This is a genomic window from Bradyrhizobium sp. USDA 4353 (genome assembly GCF_054063215.1).
On sequence record NZ_JBSSGB010000001.1, the window covers coordinates 1,149,516 to 1,164,533 of the forward strand.

Below are 15,018 nucleotides of genomic sequence, written 5' to 3' on the forward strand. Positions count from 1 at the left end.
GGCCTGCACGGAGATCATTCATGCGAGCGGCTTGGCTCGGACTTGCCCTGAACCTTCTCGCGGCCAGCGCGGCGACCGCCTATGACGCCACCGACCCGGCGAATTGCACCGGCATCGGCTGGGACGATGCGCGGCCGCTGACGGTTGCCCGGGTGGCCGCGCAGCCGCGCGTGAACTTCGTCAAGAGCCCCTATGACGACGACTTCAAGGCCGCGAGCTGCCCCGCCGCGACCGATGCCTGCCGGAAGAAGAGCTACCTCGTGAGCCATGATTGGGTGCTGGTCGGCAGGACACGGGGCGACTTCACCTGCGTCACCTACCAGCCGCCCGGCGCGAAGAGCCAGACCTGGACCCGCGGCTGGCTGCCGCGAACGGCGCTCGCGCCGGTCGCGCCGATGGCCGCGCCCGCGCTTGCGGACTGGACCGGCACCTGGGTGCATCCCGGCGGCCAGCTCACGATCAAGCCGGCGGGCGAAGGCCGGCTCAAAATCGAGGGTGACCAGGTCGTGCCGGCGGGCCGCGATCTCAACAACGGCTCGATTGCCGCCACCGTGCAGCCGAAGGGCGGCGTCATCGCCTTCGTCGAGGATGGCTCCACGCCGTTCGAGCAGCCGAACGCCGGCGACGAATGCCGCATGCGCCTGCAGCGCATCGGCGCCCTGCTGCTGGTCGAGGACAACAATGATTGCGGCGGCGCCGGCGTCACCTTCACCGGCCTCTATCGCCGCAGATAGCGCCTCACGCCCAGCGCCGCGCCATCGCGACGCTGAGCACGACAATCGCCGCGGCACCGAGCATGGCGGCGGACACCGGCTCGTGCAGCAGCAGGCTCGCAAAGGCGAGCCCAAGGAAGGGCTGGAGCAGCTGCAACTGGCCGACGCTCGCCGTGCCGCCGCGCGACAGGCCGCGGTACCAGAACGCGAAGCCGACGAACATGCTGAAGACGGAGACATAAGCGAGCCCCAGCCAGGCCGGCGCGGTGATCGGATCCGCTGATACAGGCCATGTCAGCAATGACAGCGCCAGCATCACCGGCGACGACAGCAGCAGCGCCCACGAGATCACCTGCCAGCCGCCCAGTCTCCGGGTCAGCACGGCGCCTTCGGCATAGCCGAGGCCGCAGACGATAATGGCCGCGATCATCGCGAGATCGCCGATGGGTGAGGCCGCGCCGTCCTGCGCCAGCGCGAAGCCCGATACCGCGGCAGCGCCGAGACCCGCGAAAAGCCAGAACAGCGGCCGTGGCCGCTCGCCTCCGCGCAGCACGCCGAACAAGGCCGTCGAGAGCGGCAGCAGGCCGATGAAGACGATCGCATGCGCCGAGGTGACGTGCTGGAGCGCGAGCGCGGTCAGCAGCGGAAAGCCGATGACGACGCCGAGCGCGACGATCAAGAGCGACGGCAATTCGCGCCGTCCCGGCAGCGGCTGCCGCAGCGCTGCGAGGCACAGCGCCGCAAGCAGCGCCGCGAGCGTGGCCCGCGCGCCGGTCAGGAACAACGGCGCGAAGCCGTCGAGCGCGGCGCGCGTCGCCGGCAGCGAGCCGCTGAAAATGGTCATGCCGATGGCGCCGCTGCCCCAGCCGTCGATCGATCCCTTCATGTGAACCTCCGTCAAGGCCCCCTGCTTAGCTGCGCGCGCCTTGCCGTGACAGCAACAGAACAATACAAACTTGCAAAACTGTACCGATATATGTGGTGATACACTTGCGCCCTTCGCACTCGGAGCCGCGTCCGCCCGGCCTCAGAACGACGGCGGTCGTCGACGCCATCCGGCAGCGGCTCGCGACCCGCGCGCTCGCGCCGGGTCAAAGACTGCCGTCGATCCGCGCCTTCGCCGCGTTGATGGGCGTCGCGCCGGCGACCGTGGTCGAGGCCTATGACCGGCTGGCGGCGCAGGGCGTCATCCGCGCCCGCCGCGGCTCCGGCTTCTATGTCGCCGATGTCGCGTTGCCGCCGCTGGCGCTGACCGAAAGCGAGCCACGCCGCCCCCGCGCGGTGGATCCGTTCTGGGTGTCGCGCCAGTCGCTCGATGCCGATCCTGCGACGCTGATGCCGGGCTGCGGCTGGCTGCCGCCCGACTGGATGCCGCAGGATGCGCTGCGTCGCGCGGTCCGCGCGGTGGCGCGCAGCGACGGCGGCCTGCTGACCGACTATGGCAGCGCCCGCGGCTCGGCGGCGTTGCGGCGCGTGCTGCAGAGCCGCCTTGCCGGCCTCGGCATCGACGCGTTCAGCGAGCAGATCATGCTGACGTCATCGGGCACGCAGGCGATCGACCTGATCTGCCGGATGCTGCTGCGGCCGGGCGATACCGTGCTGGTCGACGATCCCTGCTACTTCAACTTCCTGGCGCTGCTGCGTGCGCATCAGGCGCGGATCGTCAGCGTGCCCATGACCGCGAGCGGCCCGGACGTCGCGCAGTTCGAGACGGTGCTCGCGGCCGAGCGACCGCGGCTCTACATCACCAATTCCGGCCTGCACAATCCGACCGGCGCGACGTTGTCGCTGCAGACGGCACATCGGCTGCTCAACGCCGCCGCCGCGCATGAGGTGATCATCATCGAGGACGACATCTACGGCGACTTCGAGCCGGAGCCGTCGCCGCGTCTCGCCGCGCTCGACGGCCTCGCGCGCGTGATCCTGATCGGCAGCTTCTCCAAGACGCTGTCGGCGTCGATCCGCTGCGGCTATATCGCGGCGCGCGCCGACTGGATCGAGCCGCTGATCGACCTGCAGATCGCGACCGGCTTCGGCGGTCCCGGACAATTCGCCGCAGAGGCGTTGGCTCAGGTGCTGACCGGCGGCAGCTACCGCAAGCATGTCGAGGAGTTGCGCGCGCGTCTGGCGCGGGCGCGGCCGCGCATCGCCGCGCGGCTGCAGCGGCTCGGCATCACGCCGTGGCTGATGCCGCGCGGCGGCTATCATTTGTGGTGCAGGCTGCCGGAGGGATGCAATGCGATCGCAGTGGCCGAGAGCGGGCTCGCCGACCGGATCGTGATGGCCCCGGGAAACGTCTTCAGTGCGGGCCAGGCGGCCGATGCGATGATGCGCTTCAACGTCGCGCATTGCGACGATGCGCGGGTCTTCGCAGCCCTGGAGCGCGCGATCGGACGACCGGCTGCCGCGCAGCCGGCGCGCAACGCGATGAAATCAGAAGAGGCTCAGTAGCAGTAGCGCGGGTGCGCGCGGACCCAGGAGCCGTCGCCGCGCTGCAGATAGCAGCCGTTGCGATAGGCGTAGTAGCCGCCACGCCGGCGCTCGCCGTCAGCCGCGATCGCAGCGCCCGTGCCTGCCCCGATCACCGCGCCGATCGCAGCGCCACGGCCGCCCCCGATCGCACCGCCCAGGATCGCGCCGCCGGCGCCACCGAGGATCGCACCACCGAGCACGTCCTGCGCGGCCGCCTGATGCAGCGGCGCGACGGTCGCGAGCGTCAGCAGCGCTGCGGCCGTGATGCGGGCGGCAAAGGAAATCCCCAGACGTCGGGTCATGAGCAGGCCTCCGTTTCCAGGCACGCTAGTCCGCCCGGCCTGGCCGTTCTTGATGCAGATCAAGGCGACGTCAAGGCAGCAGAATTCCGCCTCACGCTGCGGCACGCTGATCGCGCGTGCGGTCCTCGATGATGCTGAGCAGGAATTTCGGCTCATCGCCGCCGATCACCACCGGCAGCCGGCGCATGACGATCTCACGCATGCCGTTGTTGCCCGGCGTCGCGATGCTGCAGGCCTGCGGTGCCGGATCGACCGCCTCGGCCAGCATCTCACGGTGGAGGCTCTCGAGCTGCGTCCCCGTCGGCTCCGGAAACAGCTCGCTCGCCGTGCGGCCCAGGATGGCGGCGCGTCTCACGCCCAGCAGCTGCTCGGTGGCCCGATTGACGAATACGTAACGCAGGCTGCGCGCGTCGGTGGCGAGCACGGCCTGGGGAATGTTCTCAAGCAGCACTGCGAGAAAGTACTCGGCCCGCGCCAGCATGCGCTCGTTGCGCCGATGGACCGTGAAATCCTCGTGCGTCGCGACCCAGCCGCCGCCATCCATCGGCCGCTCCGAGATGCGGATGACGTGATCGTCGGCCAGCTCGGTCTCGGTGATGCACGGCCTGCGCGCCTTCATCCGCGACATCAGGTCGGCGAGATACTGCTCGACATCGCCCGTGAACACGCCGCTCTTGACGCGGTGGCTCAGGATGTCGCGCATCGCCGCGCCCGGCTTCGCGATGGAGGCCGGCACGCCGTAGATGTTGCGATACTGCTCGTTGACGACCAGCACCGTCCCGGTCTTGTCGAGCATGATCAGACCCTGCGCCATGTTCTTCAGCGCGGCTTCCAGGCGCCATTTGCCGGTCAGCGCGCGTTCCTCGAGCTGCTCGCGCTCTTTGGTGAACTCCGCATGGTCGCGCTCGACCTCCTGGCCCTGCAGCTCGAGCTCGCTCACGCGCGAAGCGGCGTCCTGATAGGCTTCGACCGCTCTCGCCACCTGCCCGATCTCGTCGTCTCGCTTGGCATGCGGGATGACGAGCTTGATCCGCCCGCCGGCGATCCGGCCGGTGGCCTGCGCGATCTCCAGCAGGGGATTGACGACCGTAGCATGCAGCAGATAGGCGGCAATGCCGGTGAAGCCCATGAGCACTGCGCCGAAGGCGAACAGGGTCAGCGAGACCCATCGGCTCTGATCGGCCATCGCCGCGATGTTGCGGGTGCGGTTCTCATAGACGCGAGCCAGCCGCTCGAGATCCTCGTTGAGCGCGGTCCGGACGGCGCGGTTCTCGTCATTGTCGCCGAGCTCGCGGGCGGCGGTCGAGCCGACTGCCAATGTCCGGCGCGCCATCTCCCTGCGGAACGCGACGAACTGATCGATCCGCCGCTTGAATGGCGCGAACAGCTCGGCGTCCTCGGCGCGCACCAGCTCCTGCCACTCACCCACCGCCTTGACCAGCTCGTCGCACTTCTGCAGCAGCGCTTCGGCGTAGCGACGTGCAACATTGCGCTCGGGGGACATGTAGATGCCGCGGGATTCCATCACGACGGCGTAGATCAGCGCATTGGTGCGCTCGATCTGTCGGTTGGCGCTGTTGGCATTGCCCAACAGCTGCGTCAGCTGGCGCTGCTCGTGGAACGAATATAGCGCCCCCGACATCAGCAGCGCGATGAGCACCGCGAAGACGGCCGCGCCGCCGGAGATGCGATCCTTGACACTGGACGTGGTGAACCGCGCCTGCAGATCATGCCATGGCTTGATCATGGCTCGCTCCTCAATTCGGGAGCCTATCGCAGCAGCAATCTCTAAATGGAGAATGGGATCGATCCCGGCTCCAGAGAAAGCGCAATTAACTTAGAAAAAACTCGCCCTTTCGGCTCGCTCGGCCAGGACAGGCGGCATCCTGGCGCAACATCACGCTGCGGCGCGCTGGGCCTGGGTGCTGTCCTCGATGATGCTGAGGAGATATTTCGGCTCGCCGGTTCCGACCGCGATCGGAAGCCGGCGCACGACCACATCGCGCGGACCGTTGCCGGGGGTCACGATGCTGTGGGCGCGCGGCTTGTCATCGGCCCGTCCCGCCAGCTGGTCGCGGGCAGCTTCCTCCAGCTGCGAGCCGCTCGGCTCGGCAAACAGCTCGCGCGGCGTGCGGCCGACGATCTCACTGCGCGCAACACCGAACAGCTTCTCTGCGGCGTGATTGACGAACACGTAACGTATGGTCTCCGCCTCCGTCGCAACCACCGCCTGCGGGATGTTCTCGAGCAGCGCCGCGAGGAAATATTCGGCGCGCGCGAGCTTGCGCTCGGCACGGCGCTGCGCGGTGAAGTCCTCATGCGTTGCAATCCAGCCGCCACCATCCACCGGACGCTCCGAGATGCGGATGATGCGGCCGTCGCCGAGCTCGACCTCGAAGATCTCGGGCCGGCCCTCCTTCATGCGCTGGCGGAGCGCAGCGAGAAACTCCGACGGCTTCTCCTTGAGCAGGCCGATCTTGGCGCGATGCGCGAGGATATCGCGCACATGGGTCCCAGGCTTGGCGATCGAAGCCGGGATGTTGTACAACTTGCGGAACTGATCGTTGACCATCAGCACATAGCCGAAGCTGTCCATCATGATCATGCCCTGCGCCATGCTGGCGACGGCCGCGTCGAGGCGTTGCTGGCTGCTGAGCGCGCCCTGCTCGAGCCGCTCGTGCTCGCGCAGGATGTCGGTGTATTGCCGCTCGATCTCGACCTCGTGCTGCTCCAGCTCCTGCAGGCGGAATGCGCCATCCTGATAGGTCGCCACGGCTTGCGCGACCCGGCCGATCTCGTCGTGACGCCGCGCATGCGGGATCTTCAGCTTGATGCGGCCGGCGGCGATGCGGTCGGTGACACGGGCGATGTCGAGCAACGGCATCAGCACGCCCCAGCGCAACGCCAGCGCCGCAGCCGCGATCAGCAGCACGATGATCGCGCCGAGCGCGCCGAGATAGAACAGGACGAGGCCGCGCGTCTCGACGGTCTCGCCGAGCTCGCGCATGCGGCCGTCATACAGGAGCGACAGCTTCTCCAGATCCTCGTTCAGCGCGGTGCGGACGGCACGGTTCTCATCATTGTCGCCGAGCTCGCGGGCTGCGGACGAGCCGACCGCGATCGTGCGGCGCGCCATGTCCGTGCGGAACGCCATGAACTGATCGATCCGCTTCCGGAACGGGGCGAACAGCGCCGCGTCCTCGTCGCTGACCTGGGCCTGCCATTCCTCGACCACCTTGGCGAGCTGCGCGAGCTTCACGAGCTGCGAATCGGCGTAGCGTCGCGCCACGTTGCGGTCGAGCGACATATAGATGCCGCGCGACTCCATCACGACGGCATAAATCAGGGCGTTGGTCCGGTCGACATTCCGGGAGACGGCGGCGAGCTGCTCGAGCCGCTCGTAGAACTGCCGCTGCTCCACAAGCGCGGAGAGCGCCCCCAGCGTCGACAGCATCACCAGGACGGCGAACGCCGCAGCGGCGGCCGAGATCTTGTCGTTGAGGCTGAACGACGGCAGCGACCTGTAGAACCTGCGCACCAACTCCCGCATGGCCGGCTCCCTCGTTGGAACACAACCATCAGACGCAGGACGCGTAAACAACAAGTTCCGGCCTTCAACCCCGCGCGCAACCAATCATTAACCAATCGGCCGCCGAGGAGCCTTTACTGCCGAAGCATGATCAGCGGATTGGCGCTGTCCGGCACCAGCCGCCATTGCGCGTTGTCATCGGCCTCGAACCGCCAGGTCTCGCCGCGCGCCGACATCAGCATCATCTGGCCGTGCTCGAGCCGCCACTGCGTCGGCGCGAAGGCGGCGACGGTGGGATCGCATTTCGGCTTCACGAACACCTGGAAATTGTCGTTGCCGGCATCGGTGTTGGTCAGCACCAGGCTGCAGACCACGGCGCCATTGCCGCGCACCATGGCCCAGTCGCCGATCATCTGGTCCATCGACTTGGCCAGCGAGCGCGCCGCGGCAAGGTTCTGCAGGATGTAGACGCCCTCGCCCTGGCGCAGCCCCTCGAAGATGCCGGCCTCGACCTCGGTGAAGTCGATCACCGCCTCGCCATTGGCCGATTGCAGGCTGACGATGTCGCCGAGCCCCTTCACGGTCCAGCCGGCGATGTCCTTGGTGAAGGGCAGCGCGGCGGCGCAGGCAGGCTCCATCTCGAGCTTCAGCCCGCGCGAGGCCGCGTCGGGCTTGAACGTCATGACGCAAGTCTTGCTGCGCTCGGTGGTCGCAAGCTCCCACTGCCCGATCATCGCCTTCTTCAGGTCGGCCGCGTCCTGCGCAACGGCAGCGGCGCTCGCGACCGAGGACAAAAGCGCGATCAGCAAGGGGAGCAGGCGTTTCATCAGCGGCCTTTCACCGGCGTTTCCGGAACGGGCGTCAGCGGCGGCTTGCCGGCAAACCAGACCTTGAGGTTGTCGACCACCAGCTGATCCATCGCGTTGCGGGTTACGATGGCAGCCGAGCCGATGTGTGGCAGCAGCACGACATTGTCCATCGCCTTGAGCGCGTCGGGCACCGCCGGCTCCTTCTCGAACACGTCGAGGCCGGCTGCGAGAATGGTGCCGGACTTCAGCGCGTCCACGAGTGCCGCCTCGTCGATCACGGAGCCGCGGGCGACGTTGACAACCACGCCGCGCGGGCCGAGCGCCTTCAGCACCTCGGCGTTGACGATTCTGTTGGTCGAGGCGCCGCCGGGCACGATCACGACCAGCGTGTCGACGTCCTTCGCCATCTGCAGCAGGTCGGGATAATGCTTGTTGGCGACGCCGGCGGCCGGGTTGCGCGAGTGGTAGACGACCGGGACCAGCGAGGCCTCGAGACGGCGCGCGATCGCCTGGCCGATGCGGCCCATGCCGACCATGCCCACGGTCCGGTCACGCAGCGAGCCGACGCTGAGCGGATAGGGCTTCTCGCTCCACTCGCCCGCGCGCACGAAGCGGTCGGCCTTGATGAACTCGCGACAGGTCGCGATCAGCAAACCGAGTGCGACGTCGGCGACCTCCTCGGTGAGCACGTCGGGCGTGTTGGTGACGATGATGCCGTGCTGTCCGGCATGCGCCGCTGCGACATGGTCATAACCGACGCCGAAGCTTGCGATGATCTCGAGCTTCGGCAGCATCGCCATGATCGCGGCATCGGTCTTCACGGTGTGGAAGGTGACCGCGACGCCGCGGATGCGGCCCTTCACATCCGCCGGCAGCGCTTCGAGATCCGCCTGCGTCTGCGCATGGTGCACGTTGAAGCTGTCCGGGAACCCCTTCTCCAGGATCGGCCGCAGCGGCCCATAGATCAGAACATCGACCTTGTCAGACGAAGTGGCCGCCATCAGCTATCCTTTCCAAGAGCACTTTCGTGCCAACGCCGCAAAACGAGGTGCGAAACTAGCGCCAGCAAGCCATAGATGACAATCCCGGCGACCGACAGCAGCACCAATGCCGCGAACATGCGAGGTATGTTGAGTCGGTAGCCGGATTCCGCGATGCGATAAGCAAGGCCCGATCCCGCGCCGGCGCTGCCGGCCGCGATCTCCGCGACGACGGCGCCGATCAGCGACAGGCCGCCGGCGATGCGCAGGCCACCGAGAATGTAGGGCAGCGCTGCCGGCAGCTTCAGATAGCGCAAGGTCTGCCAGCGCGAGGCGCCATAGAGCTGGAACAGGCCGGCGAGATTGCGATCGACCGAGTTGAGCCCAAGCGCGGTGTTCGACAGCACCGGAAAGAAGCCGACGATCCAGGCGCAGGTCACCACCGCGGTCTGCTGCGGCAGATAGATCAGCAGCAGCGGCGCGACCGCGATGACGGGCGTGACCTGCAGCACCACGGCATAGGGAAACAGCGCCCATTCCAGCCAGCGCGACTGGTTGAACAACAGCGCCAGCGCGATGCCTCCGAGCGCGGCGGCGACGAAGCCTTCGAGCGTCGTGATCAGCGTCGTCAGCAGCGACTGCGCCAGAATGTCCCAGTCGGCAATCAGCGTCTTCAGCACCAGCAGCGGCCCCGGCAGCACGTAAGGCTGGATGCCGTTCAGGCGGACGGAGAGCTCCCACGCCGTCATCACGGCGATGAAGACGATGGCCGGAGAGACGAGGCTTGCCAGCCGCGTGCCCGTCATCAAGACTCGTCGCTTGCCCACGACGCTCACAGCGCGTGCACTCCGGCGTAGGCCGGCGCCAGCGCATCCGAGACACGGCGGCAATACGTCGAATAGGCTGGCGAGGCACGGAACGCATCGTCACGCGTCTCCGCACCGATGTGAATCTCGGCGCTGATATGCCCGGGCCGCGCCGTCATCACCAGGACCCGCTGCGACAGATAGACCGACTCGAACACCGAATGCGTCACGAACAGGACGGTCATGCTCAGCTTCCGCCACAGCGCCAGCAGGTCGTTGTTGAGCCGGAAGCGCGTGATCTCGTCAAGCGCGGCGAACGGCTCGTCCATCAGCAGGATGTCCGGCCGCGTCACCAGCGCGCGGGCCAGCGACGCCCGCATCTTCATGCCGCCGCTCAATTCGCGCGGAAACGCGTCGGCGAAGTCGGCGAGCCCGACCTGCGCCAGCGCCGCATCGATCCGCGGCCGCGCCTCCGCTACCGGCACATGCGCGAGCTTGAGCGGCAGGCCGACATTGTCGCGCACGCTGGTCCAGGGCATCAGGGTCGGCTCCTGGAACACGAAGCCGATGCGATGACCGGGATGCGTCGCCGCCGACGCCGCCGCGATGTCGAGCGTGCCGCGGCTCGGGCTGGCGAGCCCCGCGATCAGCCGCAACGCGGTCGACTTGCCGCAGCCGGACGGACCGAGCAGCGAAACGAACTCGCCCTTGCCGATCGCAAGATCGATCGGCCCGAGCGCGGCGACGCCGGACTCATAGACCTTGGTCACGCCGCGCAGCCGCACCGCGACATCGGCGGCGCGCGCGGACGAAGGGGATGCACTCATCTGCTCACGACGCCGCTCACGCGTCCTACTGCTTCGGCCTGAGATCGACGCCGACGCCCTTGTTGACGAAGCGCAGCGTGTAGGACTTGCGGTAATCGATGGTCGGCTTGACGACGCCCGCCCGCACCATCTTGTCGAAGAAGCTGGTGATGCGCTCCTCGGTCATCGCGCCGATGCCCTTGGCCACGCTGTCGCCGGAATCGACGATGCCGTATTCCTTCATCTTGGCGACCGAATAGGCCAGGAGATCGTCGCTCATCTCCGGGTTCATCTTCTTGATCAGCGCATTGCCCGCGGAGTTGTCGCCATAGATGTAAGTGTACCAGCCGATGATCGAGGCATCGACGAAGCGCTGCACCAAATCCGGCTTGCTCTCGATCAGGTCGCGCCGGGTCTCGATCAGGGTCGAATAGGTGTTGAAGCCGTTGTCGGCGAGCAGGATCACGCCGGGCTTGAAGCCGGCGGCGCGCTCGACCGCAAACGGCTCTGACGTGACATAGCCCTGCATCGCGCTCTGCGGCGTCGCGATGAACGGCTGCGGGTTGAAGGTGTAGGGGCGGACGTTCTTCTCGGAGAAGCCGTATTCCGACTTCAGCCATTGATAGTAGCTGGAGATGCCCTCCTTGGAGACGAACATCGTCAGCGGCTTCAGCTCCTCCAGCTTGGTGACCTTGGACTCCGGGTGGGTCAGGAACACCTGCGGGTCCTTCTGGAACATCGCCGCGATCGACACCACCGGCACGTTGTTGGCGACCGCATCGAACGCCATCAGCGTGTTCGCCGCCATGAAGAACTCGATCTTGCCGGAGATCAGCAGCATCCGATTGTTCTCGTTCGGACCGCCCGGCACGATCGTCACGTCGAGCCCGTAGCGCTTGTAGGTGCCGTCGGCGACGGCCTGAAAGAAGCCGCCATGCTCGGCCTCGGCGACCCAATTGGTGCCGAACGAGACCTTGTCCAGGGTCTGGGCCTGGACCGCCGAGACCATTCCGCCCGCGACCAGCAGCGCCGCCATTAACGTTCGCGCGAGAAGCGATTGCGCCATGTCTGGTCTCCCCGGTTCTTTCTGGCTGAACATGTTAAGATCGTCAGGTGATAACTACCCTGCCCGACGGACGAAGGAAATGGCCCGCGCGATGACCGTGCCGCCCCGCGATTGGACCGAGTTGACCTGGCCTGCTCTGGGAACGCCCGAGGCGGCCGGCTGGATTGCGGTGCTGCCGCTCGCCGCCACCGAGCAGCACGGCCCGCATCTGCCCCTCGGCACCGACGTCTACATTGCCGAGGCCTATCTTTCCCGCGTCCGCACGCTGCTGCCGCCGACCTTGCCGGTGACATTCCTGCCGGTGCAGCCCCTGGGCATCTCGACCGAGCACATCGATTTTCCGGGCACGCTGACCGTGCCGACCGAGGTCGCGCTGCGGAGCTGGCGCGCGATCGGCGACAGCGTCGCGCGCGCCGGCATCCGCAAGCTCGTGATCGTCACCAGCCATGGCGGCAACAGCGCCGCGATGACCTTGGTGGCGCAAGACCTGCGCGCCGCGCACCGCATGCTGGTGGTGACGACCTCCTGGTCGCGCTTCGGCGCGCCCGACGGACTGTTCACGGCGGACGAGCTGCGGCACGGCATCCATGGCGGGGCGGTCGAGACCTCGATCATGCTGGCTCGTCATCCGCAGCTCGTGCGCAGCGACGCCATCGCCGATTTCGCATCATCGGGCGCCGAGTTGGAAAAGACCTATCGGGTGCTGTCGACGCAGCGGCCGGCGCCGCTGGCCTGGCAGACGCAGGATCTGAACCCGAGCGGCGCGGTCGGCGACGCCACCCAGGCCTCGGCCGAGAAGGGCGAGCGCGTGCTCGACCACGGCGCACGCGCCTTCTGTGCACTTTTGGAGGAGGTCGAGCGGTTCGACGTGACGACGCTTCGCGCAGGCCCACTCGCGAGCACGCCAACTCATTAACTGGAACCGCAGCCGGACCGTCCCCGGACGCTTCGATGCCGGGCCTTCGCCTGGGCTGGCGGGCTCACGCCCTCCGCGCCGAACGGCACAGCCGCGCTGTTCGCCACCCCAGGCCGTCCACCATCCCCATCCGTTCGACAGCCCGCCCAGCGATCCTGGGGCGCCGGTCTGTTGCACGAACAACACACCCCCTGACGAACATGCTCGCCAAATCGGCCCGCATTGTAGTTGCGAATTAATCGCAATATAAATCATCCCCAAATTGCCGCTGCTCATCCACACTTCTGATCGAAGTTCGGCTACTCCGTAATCTTCTCGTGACTGTGCGCGGGCAATCAGGTGTGACGTTGCTTGTGTCGTGTGCTTCTGCCTTGGGGAAACTGCCGCCATGATCCGCTCGAACTGCACCCCGGAGATGATCCTGGCCGGCGCCATGATCGCCGCGCTGGCGGCGCCTGCTGCCGCGGCCGACCTGCCGGTCAAGGCGCGGGTGGCGCAGACCGTGTTCGACTGGACCGGGCTCTATGTCGGCGGCCATGCCGGCTACACGCGGGACCATGCCCAGGCGTCTTTGGCCGATCCGACCGGCGCGGCGAGCGCGGGCAGCCCGTTCAGCGGGCTCACCGGCGGCGTGCAGGCCGGCTACAATTGGGTGACCCGCTCGGGCCTGCTGCTCGGGTTGGAAGGCGACTTCAGCTTCCCGAACTATCTGACCTCCAACCATACCGTGGCGATGCTCGGCACGCCCGGCTCGAACGTCTCAGAGCTGTGGGACTATGTCGCCACGGCGCGCGGCCGCGTGGGCTACGCCCAGGGTGACTGGCTGGTCTATGCCACCGGCGGCCTCGCCTGGACCGGCGGCCGCTTCATCAACACGACAGCGACGGACAACGAGAAGCGGCTCACGACGCGGCTTGGCTGGGTGGTGGGTGCCGGCATCGAGCGCGGCTTTGCGCCGCACTGGAGCTGGCGGCTGGAATATCTTTACAACCGCTTCGAGAATGGCGGCGTCAATTTCTCGAACGGCGCCAGCTACACTTCCACGCTGGACTTCCAGACCCTGCGTGTTGGCCTCAACCGCAAGCTCGATTTCGCTGATGGTCCCGAGCTCAAGCTCAAGAACGATCCGTCCGACACGGAATCGGATCGCTGGGAGATCCATGGCCAGTCCACGGTCATCGGCCAGGGTTATCCGGCGTTCCGCGCCGCCTACACCGGCCCCAACAGCCTGACGCCGGCACGCCAATTCCAGGAGACCTGGAGCAACAGCCTGTTCATCAATGCGCGGCTGTGGGACGGCGGCGAGGTCTACTACAATCCCGAGCTGCTGCAGGGCTTCGGCCTCAGCAACACCGTCGGTCTCGCCGGCTTCTCCAATGGCGAGGCGCAGAAGTCGGACTTTCCCTACCCGCACTACAACACGTCGCGGCTGTTCCTGCGCCAGACCTTCGGCTTCGGCGGCGAGCAGGAGCAGCTCGGCGGCAGCCAGCTGCAGCTCTCCGGCAAGCAGGACATCTCGCGCCTGACGGTCCAGATCGGCAAATTCCCCGTGCTCGACGTGTTCGACGGCAATGCCTACGCCAAGGATGCGCGCAAGGACTTCATGAACTGGTCGGTCTGGGCGCCCGGCGCCTTCGACTACGCCGCCGACAAGCTCGGCCTGACCTATGGCGCGACCGCGGAATTGAACCAAAAGAGCTGGGCGCTGCGCGCCGGCTATTTCCTGATGGATGCAGTGTCGAACTCGAACAATTTTGACATGAACGTGTTCCGGCGCGGCGAATACGTGCTCGAGCTGGAGATGCGCTATCAGCTGTTTTCGCAGCCGGGCCATCTGCGCACCATCGGCTGGTTCAACAGCGTGTTCGCCGGCAGCTATCGCGAGACGCTCGACAATCCCGCGTTCAATCTCGACATCAGCCAGACCCGCCGCGGCCGCAGCAAATACGGCTATGTCGTCAGCTTCGATCAGGCGCTGTCGGACGAGCTCGGCCTGTTCGGCCGCTGGAGCTGGAATGACGGCAAGACCGAGATCATGGCGTTCACCGACATCGACAACAGCCTGTCGCTCGGCGCCTCGATCAAGGGCAATCGCTGGGGCCGCCCGGACGACACGATCGGCATCGCCGGCGTCACCAACGGCCTGTCCCGCGACCACCGCGCCTTCTTGGCCGCCGGCGGCGTCGGCCCGCTGATCGGCGACGGCGCGTTGAACTATCGCCGCGAGAGCATCATCGAGGCGTACTACGCCTATTCGATCAACAAATACCTGACCTTCACGGCCGACTATCAGTTCGTCAACAACCCCGCCTACAACGCCGACCGCGGCCCGGTGTCGATCTTCTCCGGCCGCCTGCACGGGGATTTTTGAGCGACGGGCTGAGCCGTTCAACCGAGCTTGACGCCAGTGAGAGCCACATATCCCAAGGCATAATAGGTGTCGTCCCGGCCTCGAGCCGGGACCCATACCGCGGACGCTCTCGAGGAACGTCACTGCCAGTTGCCTGCCTCATCACCACCGGTGGCTGGGTCCCGGCTCAAGGCCGGGACGACAGCGGAGCATGACGCGCCGCTGGTGGCCCAGGTCGACCAGCGTTCCCACCGCATCCCCCATGCGCG

Annotated in this window: 13 protein-coding genes; 4 read left to right on the forward strand and 9 right to left on the reverse strand. The window is 67.0% G+C overall.

Features of this window, described 5'->3' with window-relative positions; translation table 11 throughout:
• The first annotated feature begins 20 nt into the window (after positions 1 to 20).
• The gene (locus ACVILH_RS05150; RefSeq protein ID WP_456711928.1) at positions 21 to 734 is read left to right on the forward strand and encodes a hypothetical protein; all 714 of its coding nucleotides are present in this window, start codon (positions 21 to 23) and stop codon (positions 732 to 734) included.
• A 4-nt stretch (positions 735 to 738) separates the two neighbouring features.
• On the opposite strand, the gene ACVILH_RS05155 is transcribed toward ACVILH_RS05150, so the two are convergent.
• The gene (locus tag ACVILH_RS05155; protein WP_456711929.1) at positions 739 to 1,599 is read right to left on the reverse strand and encodes a DMT family transporter; all 861 of its coding nucleotides are present in this window, start codon (positions 1,597 to 1,599) and stop codon (positions 739 to 741) included.
• 104 nt (positions 1,600 to 1,703) lie between these two features.
• Between ACVILH_RS05155 and ACVILH_RS05160 the strand changes: the two genes are divergently transcribed.
• Complete coding sequence (locus ACVILH_RS05160; RefSeq protein ID WP_456711930.1) at positions 1,704 to 3,164, forward strand: aminotransferase-like domain-containing protein; 1,461 nt, start codon at positions 1,704 to 1,706, stop codon at positions 3,162 to 3,164.
• Here the strand turns inward: ACVILH_RS05160 and ACVILH_RS05165 are convergent.
• The 8 genes from ACVILH_RS05165 to ACVILH_RS05200 form a co-directional block, all read right to left on the reverse strand.
• Complete coding sequence (locus tag ACVILH_RS05165; protein WP_456711931.1) at positions 3,158 to 3,487, reverse strand: hypothetical protein; 330 nt, start codon at positions 3,485 to 3,487, stop codon at positions 3,158 to 3,160. The genes ACVILH_RS05160 and ACVILH_RS05165 overlap by 7 nt on opposite strands.
• 91 nt (positions 3,488 to 3,578) lie before the next feature.
• Positions 3,579 to 5,234 (reverse strand): PAS-domain containing protein, encoded by a 1,656-nt coding sequence (locus ACVILH_RS05170; RefSeq protein ID WP_456711932.1) that lies wholly within the window; start codon positions 5,232 to 5,234, stop codon positions 3,579 to 3,581.
• Between the two features lie 150 nt (positions 5,235 to 5,384).
• Positions 5,385 to 7,037, reverse strand: coding sequence for a PAS-domain containing protein (locus tag ACVILH_RS05175; RefSeq protein ID WP_456711933.1), 1,653 nt, complete (start codon positions 7,035 to 7,037; stop codon positions 5,385 to 5,387).
• Between the two features lie 113 nt (positions 7,038 to 7,150).
• Positions 7,151 to 7,750, reverse strand: a complete 600-nt coding sequence (locus tag ACVILH_RS05180) for an AprI/Inh family metalloprotease inhibitor (RefSeq protein WP_456716874.1) — start codon at positions 7,748 to 7,750, stop codon at positions 7,151 to 7,153.
• Positions 7,751 to 7,842: 92 nt separating this feature from the next.
• Positions 7,843 to 8,826 carry a 2-hydroxyacid dehydrogenase gene (locus ACVILH_RS05185; protein WP_456711934.1) on the reverse strand — a complete coding sequence of 328 codons (984 nt, stop codon included), beginning with the start codon at positions 8,824 to 8,826 and terminating at the stop codon, positions 7,843 to 7,845.
• Positions 8,826 to 9,611 (reverse strand): ABC transporter permease, encoded by a 786-nt coding sequence (locus tag ACVILH_RS05190; protein WP_456711935.1) that lies wholly within the window; start codon positions 9,609 to 9,611, stop codon positions 8,826 to 8,828. Before ACVILH_RS05190 ends, ACVILH_RS05185 begins: the two co-directional genes overlap by 1 nt.
• A gap of 26 nt (positions 9,612 to 9,637) precedes the next feature.
• Positions 9,638 to 10,438, reverse strand: a complete 801-nt coding sequence (locus ACVILH_RS05195) for an ABC transporter ATP-binding protein (protein ID WP_456711936.1) — start codon at positions 10,436 to 10,438, stop codon at positions 9,638 to 9,640.
• A 25-nt stretch (positions 10,439 to 10,463) separates the two neighbouring features.
• On the reverse strand, positions 10,464 to 11,483 hold the full coding sequence (locus ACVILH_RS05200; RefSeq protein WP_456711937.1) for an ABC transporter substrate-binding protein: 1,020 nt from the start codon (positions 11,481 to 11,483) through the stop codon (positions 10,464 to 10,466).
• 79 nt (positions 11,484 to 11,562) lie between these two features.
• Between ACVILH_RS05200 and ACVILH_RS05205 the strand changes: the two genes are divergently transcribed.
• Both ACVILH_RS05205 and ACVILH_RS05210 read left to right on the forward strand, forming a co-directional pair.
• On the forward strand, positions 11,563 to 12,399 hold the full coding sequence (locus tag ACVILH_RS05205; RefSeq protein WP_456711938.1) for a creatininase family protein: 837 nt from the start codon (positions 11,563 to 11,565) through the stop codon (positions 12,397 to 12,399).
• A 388-nt stretch (positions 12,400 to 12,787) separates the two neighbouring features.
• On the forward strand, positions 12,788 to 14,770 hold the full coding sequence (locus ACVILH_RS05210) for a carbohydrate porin (protein WP_456711939.1): 1,983 nt from the start codon (positions 12,788 to 12,790) through the stop codon (positions 14,768 to 14,770).
• The last annotated feature ends 248 nt before the right edge of the window (positions 14,771 to 15,018 follow it).

What these genes read in the sequence shown, in the direction of transcription:
- ACVILH_RS05150 (WP_456711928.1), top strand. Translation starts at nt 21, where the DNA reads ATGCGAGCGGCTTGGCTCGGACTTGCCCTGAACCTTCTCGCGGCCAGC.
- ACVILH_RS05155 (WP_456711929.1), bottom strand. Translation starts at nt 1,599, where the DNA reads ATGAAGGGATCGATCGACGGCTGGGGCAGCGGCGCCATCGGCATGACC.
- ACVILH_RS05165 (WP_456711931.1), bottom strand. Translation starts at nt 3,487, where the DNA reads ATGACCCGACGTCTGGGGATTTCCTTTGCCGCCCGCATCACGGCCGCA.
- ACVILH_RS05170 (WP_456711932.1), bottom strand. Translation starts at nt 5,234, where the DNA reads ATGATCAAGCCATGGCATGATCTGCAGGCGCGGTTCACCACGTCCAGT.
- ACVILH_RS05175 (WP_456711933.1), bottom strand. Translation starts at nt 7,037, where the DNA reads ATGCGGGAGTTGGTGCGCAGGTTCTACAGGTCGCTGCCGTCGTTCAGC.
- ACVILH_RS05180 (WP_456716874.1), bottom strand. Translation starts at nt 7,750, where the DNA reads ATGATCGGGCAGTGGGAGCTTGCGACCACCGAGCGCAGCAAGACTTGC.
- ACVILH_RS05185 (WP_456711934.1), bottom strand. Translation starts at nt 8,826, where the DNA reads ATGGCGGCCACTTCGTCTGACAAGGTCGATGTTCTGATCTATGGGCCG.
- ACVILH_RS05190 (WP_456711935.1), bottom strand. Translation starts at nt 9,611, where the DNA reads ATGACGGGCACGCGGCTGGCAAGCCTCGTCTCTCCGGCCATCGTCTTC.
- ACVILH_RS05195 (WP_456711936.1), bottom strand. Translation starts at nt 10,438, where the DNA reads ATGAGTGCATCCCCTTCGTCCGCGCGCGCCGCCGATGTCGCGGTGCGG.
- ACVILH_RS05200 (WP_456711937.1), bottom strand. Translation starts at nt 11,483, where the DNA reads ATGGCGCAATCGCTTCTCGCGCGAACGTTAATGGCGGCGCTGCTGGTC.
- ACVILH_RS05205 (WP_456711938.1), top strand. Translation starts at nt 11,563, where the DNA reads ATGGCCCGCGCGATGACCGTGCCGCCCCGCGATTGGACCGAGTTGACC.
- ACVILH_RS05210 (WP_456711939.1), top strand. Translation starts at nt 12,788, where the DNA reads ATGATCCGCTCGAACTGCACCCCGGAGATGATCCTGGCCGGCGCCATG.